This is a genomic window from Pseudomonas sp. UFMG81, assembly GCF_015354575.1.
Taxonomy (GTDB): Bacteria; Pseudomonadota; Gammaproteobacteria; order Pseudomonadales; family Pseudomonadaceae; genus Aquipseudomonas.
Genome location: NZ_JACAFQ010000031.1, coordinates 1 through 9,921, shown reverse-complemented (window position 1 = coordinate 9,921; position 9,921 = coordinate 1). Strand labels below are relative to the sequence as shown.

The 9,921-nt window shown below is 66.3% G+C and carries 10 protein-coding genes and 1 pseudogene; all 11 read left to right on the top strand.

What is annotated here, in order from left to right; translation table 11 throughout:
• Positions 1 to 26: 26 nt before the first annotated feature.
• Positions 27 to 1,199 carry a PepSY-associated TM helix domain-containing protein gene (locus tag IX761_RS20275; RefSeq protein WP_194791288.1) on the top strand — a complete coding sequence of 391 codons (1,173 nt, stop codon included), beginning with the start codon at positions 27 to 29 and terminating at the stop codon, positions 1,197 to 1,199.
• Complete coding sequence (locus IX761_RS20270; RefSeq protein ID WP_194791287.1) at positions 1,196 to 1,729, top strand: thiamine pyrophosphate-binding protein; 534 nt, start codon at positions 1,196 to 1,198, stop codon at positions 1,727 to 1,729. The genes IX761_RS20275 and IX761_RS20270 overlap by 4 nt, the downstream gene beginning before the upstream one ends.
• Entirely contained in the window at positions 1,726 to 2,046 is a 321-nt protein-coding gene (locus tag IX761_RS20265) for a hypothetical protein (RefSeq protein ID WP_416366806.1), read from the top strand. The genes IX761_RS20270 and IX761_RS20265 overlap by 4 nt, the downstream gene beginning before the upstream one ends.
• Entirely contained in the window at positions 2,043 to 2,612 is a 570-nt protein-coding gene (locus tag IX761_RS20260; protein ID WP_194791286.1) for a DUF6162 family protein, read from the top strand. The genes IX761_RS20265 and IX761_RS20260 overlap by 4 nt, the downstream gene beginning before the upstream one ends.
• A 10-nt stretch (positions 2,613 to 2,622) precedes the next feature.
• Entirely contained in the window at positions 2,623 to 3,534 is a 912-nt protein-coding gene (locus IX761_RS20255) for a metal ABC transporter substrate-binding protein (protein ID WP_194791285.1), read from the top strand.
• On the top strand, positions 3,531 to 4,277 hold the full coding sequence (locus IX761_RS20250; RefSeq protein WP_194791284.1) for a metal ABC transporter ATP-binding protein: 747 nt from the start codon (positions 3,531 to 3,533) through the stop codon (positions 4,275 to 4,277). Before IX761_RS20255 ends, IX761_RS20250 begins: the two co-directional genes overlap by 4 nt.
• Positions 4,274 to 5,173, top strand: coding sequence for a metal ABC transporter permease (locus tag IX761_RS20245; protein ID WP_194791283.1), 900 nt, complete (start codon positions 4,274 to 4,276; stop codon positions 5,171 to 5,173). The genes IX761_RS20250 and IX761_RS20245 overlap by 4 nt, the downstream gene beginning before the upstream one ends.
• The gene (locus IX761_RS20240) at positions 5,170 to 6,039 is read left to right on the top strand and encodes a metal ABC transporter solute-binding protein, Zn/Mn family (RefSeq protein WP_194791282.1); all 870 of its coding nucleotides are present in this window, start codon (positions 5,170 to 5,172) and stop codon (positions 6,037 to 6,039) included. The genes IX761_RS20245 and IX761_RS20240 overlap by 4 nt, the downstream gene beginning before the upstream one ends.
• A gap of 190 nt (positions 6,040 to 6,229) precedes the next feature.
• Positions 6,230 to 6,641 (top strand): annotated as a pseudogene (locus IX761_RS20235) (DUF2946 family protein).
• A 72-nt stretch (positions 6,642 to 6,713) separates the two neighbouring features.
• On the top strand, positions 6,714 to 8,867 hold the full coding sequence (locus IX761_RS20230; RefSeq protein WP_194791281.1) for a TonB-dependent receptor: 2,154 nt from the start codon (positions 6,714 to 6,716) through the stop codon (positions 8,865 to 8,867).
• An 868-nt stretch (positions 8,868 to 9,735) separates the two neighbouring features.
• Positions 9,736 to 9,921, top strand: a 186-nt coding sequence (locus tag IX761_RS20225; RefSeq protein ID WP_194791280.1) for a transposase, incomplete at its 3' end; no start/stop codon positions are given.

Below are 9,921 nucleotides of genomic sequence, written 5' to 3'. Positions count from 1 at the left end.
CTATTTGCGCAAAAAGACCGGTCCCCATGTCGAAAAAGTCCCGCTCCAAACTGTGGTTCCTGGTGCACAGCTGGCTGGCGCTGCCCATCTGGTTCTTCGTCCTGATCGTCTCCTTCACCGGCACCCTGGCCGTGCTCAGCCAGGAAATCGTATGGCTGGCCAACCCCGATGTGCGCGCCAGCAAACCCCACGACGACGCCGCGCTGCTGAGCTACCAGCAGGTGCTGGACGCCATCCACAAGGCCGACCCGGCCATTGCGGTGAACTACATCAGCAAGCCGGGCGAGTCGCATTTCGCCCTGACCGCCAGCGTCACCTACCCCGACGGCACCTCGCCGATCCTCTACGTCAACCCCTACACCGGGGTGATCCAGGGCCAGAGCCCGACCTTCGACTTCGAGGCCTTCACCCGCGCCCTGCACGGCTGGTGGCTGGTGCCGTTCACCAATGGCTACAGCTGGGGCTGGTACCTGGTGTCGCTGCTGGGCTTGCCGATGCTGGCGTCGCTGGTCACGGGGCTGGTGGTGTACAAGCGCTTCTGGAAGGGCTTCTTCAAGCTGCCACGCCTGGGCCACGGTTCGCGGATCTTCTGGGGCGACCTGCACCGCCTGAGCGGGGTGTGGTCGATCTGGTTCATCGCCACCATCTCCATCACCGGCACCTGGTTCCTGATCCAGGCGACCCTGGCCGACAACCACGTGACCATTTCCAGCGAACCGATCGTGCCGGCCATCGCCCGCGAGGACGTGCCGCGCGGCAGCGACGGGCAGGTTCCGCAGCCGGTCAGCCTGGACGATGCCGAGCGCGCCGCCCACGAACGCTTCCCCGGCTTCGAGGTGACCTTCATCACCCTGCCCGGCAACGCCTACAGCCACTACTACATGGGCGGGCGCGGCTGGTACCCGCTGATGTTCGAGACGGTCAACGTCAACCCCTACAACAACAAGGTCGAGGCTTCGTTCATGGTCGGCGACCGCACTGCCCTGGAGTTCGTCACCGAGTCGATGCGCCCGCTGCACACCGGTGATTTCGGCGGCATCTGGGTCAAGCTGATCTGGGCCTTCTTCGGCCTGATCCTCACCCTGATGGTGCTCAGCGGCCTGCTGATCTGGACCAAGCGCACTGCCCAGGCCACCGCCGCCGCGCTCAAGCGCCAGCCGCGCGCCACCCTCGACACCCCTTCGGAGGCCAGCCTGTGAGCACGCGCACTGCCCTGCCCCAATCCCCCGCGCGCCGCCTGTGGCTGAAATGGCGCTTCCACCTGAACATCCTGCTGGTGCTGATCCCGCTCGGGTTGATGCCCAAGTACCTGCACGAAGCCTCGATGAACCGTGGCGAAATCGGCCTGGGCGAGCGCGAGCTCGGCGAGCTGCAGGCCGGCCCGTGGAGCGTGCGTATCGCCGAGCGCTTCGACGAGGCGCCGCGCTCCGACGGCCCGGCCGGCTACTTCAAGCAGTTCAAGATCGCCCTGTGCGCGCAATGCAACGACGTCAAGGCGGTGTACCTGCGGGTGGGCAAGCCGCGCAGCCTGCGCGCCGCCGGGGCGTTGTTCTCCGGCACCCCGTACCGCATGACCGGGGTGGTCAACATCCCGGCCAAGACCAAGCCCGACGCCGAGCTGTGGCTCACCTTCGAGGGTTGGGACGGGCAGATGCACCAGACTTCGATCCCGCTGGCCAAGGCATCGCCGGCCACCGTGGCCTGGCTCGAGAAACAAGGAGGCAAATGATGATTTCGCAGCTGCGCAGGCTCGCCCTGCCCTTCCTGCTGCTGGCCGCCACCCCGGCGCTGGCGCACAACCCGATGTGCGAATGCACCGAAGCCGGCGAGCAGATCACCTGCAAGGGCGGCTTCTCCGATGGCAGCGGCGCACCGGGGGTGACCCTGGATGTGATCGGCTACGACGAGCAGGTGCTGCTGGCCAGCAAGCTCGGTGACGATTCCACCCTGACCTTCAAGCGCCCCGACGGCGAGTTCTACGTGCTGTTCGACGCCGGCCCCGGCCACGTGGTGGAAGTGGACCACGCCGACATCGGTGCGCCATGAGCCGCGCACAGGTGGTACGCCCGGCCGGCGCCGGGCATGAAACCCTCTATGTACTGCTGGCCGCCGCGCTGATCGTGCTGCTGGCCGCAAGCGTAGTGGCGCTGCGCGGCGAGCGCGAGGACGAGCAGGCCATCGCCGCCCACCAGCTCGACGCCCGCCGCGACCTCAACGCCGCCGAGCAGGGCATCCACACCGACCTGTGGGTGGCCGTGGAGGAGATTCGCGCGCTGCACGAGGACACCGGCGTCGCCCCCGACGCCCAGGCCCTGGCCGAAGAAGGCCTACCGCCGTTCGTGGCCGATGCCAGCAGCCAGAGCCGTGGCAACCCGCAATGGACCCTGCTGGGCAACGGTGCCTACCTGGGCCGCAGCCAGGACGCGCAGGTGGCCGGCAGCTTCCTGCTGATCCTGCCCAGCGCCGCCGACGCCCAGCCCGATATCTGGCTGCGCCGCGACAGCAGCGCGCTCGCCCCCGACGCGCTGGACCACGACACGCTGATCGCCGCCGGCTGGCGGCAGGTCGTCACCCACTACGACGCCGGGGTCACCCGCCAACACCGTCATTAAGGACCTGCCCATGTTCCGCTTCGCCCGCCGCACCCTGGCGCTGCTCCTGGCCTGCGCCCTGCCCGCCCTGGCCCTGGCCGACAACGGCAAGCCGCTGCGCATCGGCATCACCCTGCACCCCTACTACAGCTACGTGAGCAACATCGTCGGCGACAAGGCCGAAGTGGTGCCGCTGATCCCAGCCGGTTTCAACCCCCACGCCTACGAGCCGCGCGCCGAGGACATCAAGCGCATCGGCAGCCTCGACGTGGTGGTGCTCAATGGCGTCGGCCACGATGACTTCGCCGACCGCATGATCGCCGCCAGCGAAAAACCCGACATCAAGACCATCGAAGCCAACGCCAACGTGCCGCTGCTGGCGGCCACCGGCATCGCCGCCCGGGGTGCCGGCAAGGTGGTCAACCCGCACACCTTCCTGTCGATCAGCGCCACCATCGCCCAGGTCAACAACATCGCCCGCGAGCTGGGCAAGCTCGACCCGGACAACGCCAAGTTCTACCTGCAGAACGCCCGCGCTTACGCCAAGCGCCTGCGTGCCCTGCGTGCCGAGGCGCTGGCCAAGGTCACCCAGGCGCCGGACGCGACCTTCCGCGTGGCCACCATCCACGCCGCCTACGACTACCTGGTGCGTGATTTCGGCCTGGAAGTCACCGCGGTGGTCGAGCCGGCCCATGGCATCGAGCCGAGCCCGGCGCAGCTGAAAAAGACCATCGACCAGCTCAAGGCGCTGGACGTGAAGGTGATCTTCTCGGAGATGGACTTCCCGTCGGCCTATGTCGAGACCATCCAGCGCGAATCGGGCGTGCGCCTGTACCCGCTCACCCACATCTCCTACGGCGAGTACACCAAGGACAAGTACGAGGTGGAGATGAAGCGCAACCTCGACACCGTGGTCCGCGCCATCCAGGAGAACCGCGCGTGACCGCCGCCGCCAACCTGAGCGCCGCCAGCGGGCCGCGCATCGACTTCGACGGCATCGACCTCACGCTGGGCCGCACGCGCATCCTCGAAGGCGTGCGCTTCAACGTCGCCGCCGGCAGCGTGCACGCCATCGTCGGCCCCAATGGCGGCGGCAAGAGTTCGCTGATCAAGACCCTGCTCGGGCAGATGCCGCACCAGGGCCAGCTGACCCTGCACTGGCCAGGCGAGCGCGAGGTGATCGGCTATGTGCCCCAGGCGCTGGAGTTCGACCGTGGCCTGCCGATGACCGTCGACGACTTCATGGCCGCCATGTGCCAGCGCCGTCCGGCGTTCCTGGGGCTGTCGCGCCGCGTGCGCCCGGCCATCGATGCGGCGCTGGCCAAGGTCGGCATGCTCGACAAGCGCAAGCGGCGCATGGGCGCGCTGTCCGGTGGCGAGCGCCAGCGGGTGCTGTTGGCCCAGGGGCTGATCCCTGAGCCGCAATTGCTGGTGCTCGACGAGCCGATGTCGGCCCTCGACGAGGCCGGTATCCAGGTGTTCGAGCAACTGCTGCAGGGCTGGCGCCAGGCCGGCACCACGGTGCTGTGGATCGAGCACGACCTGCAGGCGGTACTGCGCCTGGCCGACCGGGTCACCGGGTTGAGCCGCCAGGTGCTGTTCGACGCCCCGCCGGCCGAGGCGCTCACCCCCGAGCGCCTGCTCAGCCTGTTCTCCGTCCACCCTCGCAGCGAGAGCCTTGCATGAGTTTCGAAACCTTCCGCCAGCTGGTCCAGGAGTGGGCCGGCGCGGGTTACCTGCCCGAGGCGCTGGCCTACGGCTTCGTGGTCAACGCCCTGCTCGCCGGCCTGATGATCGGCCCGGTGCTGGGCGGGCTGGGCACCCTGGTAGTGGTCAAGCGCTTCGCCTTCTTCTCCGAGGCGGTCGGCCATGCCGCGCTCACCGGCGTGGCCATCGGCATCCTGCTCGGCGAGCCCTACACCGGCCCTTATGGCAGCTTGTTCGGCTACTGCCTGCTGTTCGGCATCCTGCTCAACTTCCTGCGCAACCGCACGGGGCTGTCGCCAGACACCCTGATCGGGGTGTTCCTCTCGGTGTCGCTGGCACTGGGGGCGAGCCTGCTGCTGATGCTGGCCGGCAAGATCAACGTGCACATCCTCGAGAACGTGCTGTTCGGCTCGGTGCTCACCGTCAGTGGCCAGGACCTGGTGGTGCTGGGCATCGTCGCGGTGTTGGTGCTGGCCCTGGCGCTGCCGCTGTACAACCGCATCATGCTGGCCAGCTTCAACCCGCAGCTGGCGGCGGTGCGCGGGGTGGCGGTGAAGACCCTGGACTACCTGTTCGTGGTGCTGGTGACCCTGGTCACGGTGGCGGCGGTGAAGGTGATCGGGGCGATCCTGGTGGGTGCCCTGCTGGTGATCCCGGCCGCTGCCGCGCGCCTGGTCAGCCAATCGCTCAAGGGCTTCTTCTTCATCTCGGTGCTGATCGCCACCGTCAGCACGCTGCTCGGCATCCTGCTGCCGATAGTGTTCGACCTGCCGGTGCCGTCGGGCGCGGCGATCATCCTGGTCGCCGGCAGCTGCTTCGCCCTCTGCGCCCTGGCCCGCGCCCTCGTCCCCCGCCTGCAAGGAAACCCGGCATGACCCTGAAAAAACTCACCCTGGCGCTGGCTCTGGCCGGCCTGCCGGTGCTGGCCAACGCCACGCAAGTGCTGACCACCTTGCCGGTGACCCATAGCCTGGCGGTAGTGCTGCTCGACGGTACCTCGGTGCAGCTGAAAAGCGCCGTGCCGGGCAATCTGCCGGCCAGCCGCCAGCCGTCCTACTTCGAGGGCCGTGGCGGCGCCAGCCTGCAAAAGGCCGCGCAGCAGGCCGACGCGGTGATCGGTGTACGTTCGATCTGGCGTGACGACCCGCTGTATCCGATGGCTCGGCGCAGCAATATCCGCATCGTCGAGATCGATGCCGCACGCCCGGTGGACGGCGCCCTGCCCGGTATCGCGGTGAAGGGCGACGAGGCCTTCGCCGCGTACCCGTGGCTGAACCCGACCAACCTCGGGCGTATGGCCGATGTGGTGGCCAATGACCTGGAGCGCCTGTCGCCGGCGGACAAGACCAAGATCCAGGGCAACCTGGCTGGCCTGAAGCGGCAGATGCTGGAGCTCAGTGCCAGCAGCCAGGCGCAGCTGGCCGAGGTCGATAACCTCAGCGTGGTGAGCCTGTCCGAGCGGCTGGGCTACCTGGCCAGCGGGTTGAACCTGGATGTGGTGGAACAGCCGCTGCCGGCTGGCGAGCAGTGGGACGACGCCACGCTCAAGGCGCTGACCGACAACCTCAAGCAGCAGGACGTGGCGTTGGTGCTGCACCACCATCAGCCGGACGCCAAGGTTGCCGCCGCGATCGAGGCCGGAGGTGCCCGGTTGCTGGTGGTGGAGAGCGACCCGCAGGACACCGTGGCCGGGCTCAAGGCCAGCGTGGAGCAGGTGGTGAAGGCGCTGGGCAACAGCTGAGTTCGCCTCCAGGGCCCTATCGCCGGCAAGCCGGCTCCCACAGGTACAGCGCTAAGCCAGGATCAGCGCAACATCTGTGGGAGCCGGCTTGCCGGCGATAGGGCCGGTGCAGGCAAACGCTACGCCCTGCGACAATCCACCACACCAACCCAAAGCCCGGTGAAACCCTTCAAATGGTAGATTCGCCGCCATGAAAACCACTCGTCGGACACGCTCGCTGACCGCATGGACGCTCTACGCCAGCGTCCTGTTCAGCCTGTTGCTGTGTGGTTTGCACCATGGCCAGATGACTGGCCTGCGCCTGTCGGGCCTGGAAGGCGGCTACTGCAGCATGGACAGCGGCCACGGCCCGGCCATCGACCTGGACGGTACCGGCGGCGACCAGCACATGGCGCAGCTGGACTGCCCGGTGTGCTCCTCGTTCGCCATGGCCGTACCGCTGAGCAGTGCCGGCTGGACCTTCACCGCCGCACATGGCCAGGCCCCGGCGCCCATCGTCACCCGCAGCTGGGCACAACCACCGCCACGCTACCTGCGCCACGCCATCAACCNACCCCCGCGCCTCCCCTCCCCCGTTCCCCGCAGCCCTTCACTTCGCCTGACCCTGGCCAGCACGCTCGTGTGTGCGCCTGTGGGCCAGGCACGCCAAGACCTTTGCGTGGAACCCTTACAACATGATCCGCAACTCCTCTCTGGTGCTCGTGCTGAGTGCCACCTGCCACTGTGCCTGGGCGCAAGGCGCGCCTGTCGAACTGACCGCCACCACCGTCGATGGCGAACGCGAAGCACCCAGCGGCGTGCAGCTGGACGAACCCATCGCCACCGGCTCGCGCCTGGGCCTCACCGCCCGGGAAACCCCCGCCTCGGTGAGCGTCTCGGACCGCCGGGTGATCGAGCAGCGCGATGCCCGCGACACCCAGGAAGTGATCAACGCCATGACCGGCGTGAACGCCTCGGCCAACCCTGGTTATGGTGGTTTCGTCACCTACCGCGGCTTCACCCAGAACCAGGTGACCCAGCTGTACAACGGCATCAACCTGGGCTACAGCAGCGCCACCCGCCCGGTGGATGCCTGGGTGATCGACCGCGTCGAGCTGTTGGGTGGGCCGTCGTCGTTCCTGCACGGTGCCGGCGCCGTGGGCGGCTCGATCAACTACATCAGCAAACTGGCCAGCCGCGACCAGCAGACCGTTGACGGGCGCATCCGCTATGGCAGCTACGACGACGCCGAATACGCCTTCGGCATCAACCAGGCGCTGGCCGACAACCCCGCCGACGCTCGCCATTTCGCCCGTCTGGATTTCAGCCGCAGCCAGGGCAACGGCTACATCGACCGCAACGAGCGCCAGACCGACAGCCTGGCCTTCTCGCTGCTCAGCGACCTGACCCCCGACCTGACCCACACCCTGGCCATCGAATACCAGGAGGACAAGGAGGACAGCCCTTACTGGGGTTCGCCGATCCTGCCCGGGCGCAGCACCATGAAGATCGACAAGAGCCGGCGCTTCGAAAACTACAACGTCGCCGATGGCCGCTACGAACAGCGGGTGCGCTGGTTGCGCTCGATGCTCGACTACCAGGTCAGCGACCGCACCAGCCTGCACAACACCCTGTACCAGTACGAAGCCCAGCGCGACTACCGCAACCTGGAGCGCTACCGCTACAACGGCGCCGGCAACGTGGTGCGCTCCAGCCCGTACCTGCAACGCCACCAGCAGAGCGTGCTGGGCAACCGCCTCGAACTGCGCCACGACAACACGCTGTTTGGCCTGGCCAGCCAGTGGTCGGCGGGGCTGGACTGGTCGCAGATGCGCCAGAGCCTCTACCCCAAATCGGGCAGCTGGAGCGACACGGTCGACCCGGACCACTTCGACCCAGGCAGCTTCTACGACATCCCGGGGGTGAACACCGGGCTCAGCAAACAGCGCCGCCATGTGACGACCAACCGCGCACTGTTCGCCGAGAACCGCCTGCAACTGACTGACCGCCTGGCCCTGCTGACGGCGTTGCGCTACGACTACCTGGACATGGAGGTGACCAACTACGGTGCCGTCACCCCCACTGCACCGGCCTTCTTTGAGCGCCGCTGGGAGCCGCTGTCCGGGCGTATCGGCCTGACCTACGCGCTGACCCCATCGGCCAATGTCTACGTGCAATACAGCACTGCGGCTGACCTGCCGGCAGGTTCGCTGGCCGCGGCGACTTACTCCAACGTCGGTCTGTTCGATTTGTCCAAGGGCGAGCAATGGGAGGCCGGCAGCAAGTTCGACTTCCTCGATGGCCGGGGCGCGGCGACGCTGGCGGTGTACCAGATCGTGCGCAAGGACTTTGCCGTGGCCGATTCGAACAACCCCAACCAGACCGTGCAGGCTGGGCAGCAGACTTCGCGCGGGGTGGAGCTGTCGGGGCGGTTGCAGGTCACGCCCCAGCTGCTGGCCGAAGCCAACTATGCCTACGTCGAGGCGCGGTATGACGAGTTCAATGAAGCGGTGGCCGGCAAGTCGGTGTCGCGCAAGGGCAATGCGCCGGTCAACGTGCCGGCCAACGTGGGCAACCTGTGGCTGACCTACAGTTTTACCCCGGACTGGACGGCGGGCGTGGATGCGCGTTACGTCGATTCGGTGTATGCCGACAACGCCAATACGCTCAAGGCGCCTGGCTATACGTTGTTCGGGGCTTTTGCGCGTTATCGGGTGGATGCGCATACCACGCTTACTGCGCGGGTGCGTAATTTGACGGATGAGGTGTATGCCAAGCAGGCGTACAACACCCAGTACTACATGGGGGCGCCTAGGACGTTTGAGGTGGCGATGGATGTGCGGTTCTAAGGGGCTGGCGCGGGATTGAAGATGGGGGCTAGGTCGAGGTCGAGGTCGAGGTCGAGGTCGAGGTCGAGCATGTAGTGTGTGGGTATTGGTATTGAGTGAGTATCCATTGGCGATGGAGACGCTCATTTACCTTTCCGCCCTTACGGCGGGTAACTTTTTGAAGGATCAAAAAGTCACCAAAAAATCCTTGCTCCATCATCCGGCCCCTACGCTTCGCTCCGGGGTTCCCTCACTCCGGCCTTGCTCCCGCGTGGACGCACTGAAGGGCCATCCATGGCCCATCAGTGCTCGATGGGCATCCATGCCCATCGCCCCGCTCCGCAAGTCCTACGTTCGGCCTCCTGAAGTCGCGTTTGGCGGTGACTGGACTATCGCGCGCTTAGAAGCAAGAGCAAGAGCAAGAGCAAGAGCAAGAGCGGCGAGTGTTAAATAGTTCTTGATCTGTTGTTTGAAATGGCCTCATCGCCGGCAAGCCGGCTCCCACAGTGTTCGCGTAAGTTTCGAGTTCAGCACAGTACCTGTGGGAGCTGCGGTTCGCCGCTGCGACTTGCCAGCGATTGCAGTTTGAAGTTCAACAAAACAATCAACCAGCGACAGCTGCGCCAATATAGGCGCCGCCCCTAACTTCGCGACTTCAGGAGGCCGATCGGAGGGCTTGCGGAGGGAGGCGACGGGCATGGATGCCCGTCGAGCACCGATGGGCCATGGATGGCCCTTCGGTGCGTACTCCCGGGAGCAAGACCGGAGTGAGGGAACCCCGGAGCGCAGCGCAGGGGCCGTATGAATGGAGCGAGCATTTTTTGGTGGGCCTGTCCCCTGACAACGGACGCCAAGAAGCGATACTTACATCGTTCTCTTGGAGGTCGCCATGTACCCACGTACTCGCCGCAACTACACCGATGAGTTCAAAACGCAAGCCGTAGCTCTAGCCGAAAGCGTTGGCAGAACTGAAGCTGCACGTCAGCTTGAGATGTCCGTCAAAACGCTCGACAACTGGGTTGATGCTACGCGTAAAGGCCTGCCGCTGAGCTCTCCCGAGCGTAAAACCATCACC

Bases quoted from the DNA above. Each gene is read 5' to 3' on its own strand.
- IX761_RS20265 (WP_416366806.1), top strand. From the start codon at position 1,726: ATGATGATTTCGCAGCTGCGCAGGCTCGCCCTGCCCTTCCTGCTGCTG.
- IX761_RS20275 (WP_194791288.1), top strand. From the start codon at position 27: ATGTCGAAAAAGTCCCGCTCCAAACTGTGGTTCCTGGTGCACAGCTGG.
- IX761_RS20260 (WP_194791286.1), top strand. From the start codon at position 2,043: ATGAGCCGCGCACAGGTGGTACGCCCGGCCGGCGCCGGGCATGAAACC.
- IX761_RS20255 (WP_194791285.1), top strand. From the start codon at position 2,623: ATGTTCCGCTTCGCCCGCCGCACCCTGGCGCTGCTCCTGGCCTGCGCC.
- IX761_RS20240 (WP_194791282.1), top strand. From the start codon at position 5,170: ATGACCCTGAAAAAACTCACCCTGGCGCTGGCTCTGGCCGGCCTGCCG.
- IX761_RS20245 (WP_194791283.1), top strand. From the start codon at position 4,274: ATGAGTTTCGAAACCTTCCGCCAGCTGGTCCAGGAGTGGGCCGGCGCG.
- IX761_RS20230 (WP_194791281.1), top strand. From the start codon at position 6,714: ATGATCCGCAACTCCTCTCTGGTGCTCGTGCTGAGTGCCACCTGCCAC.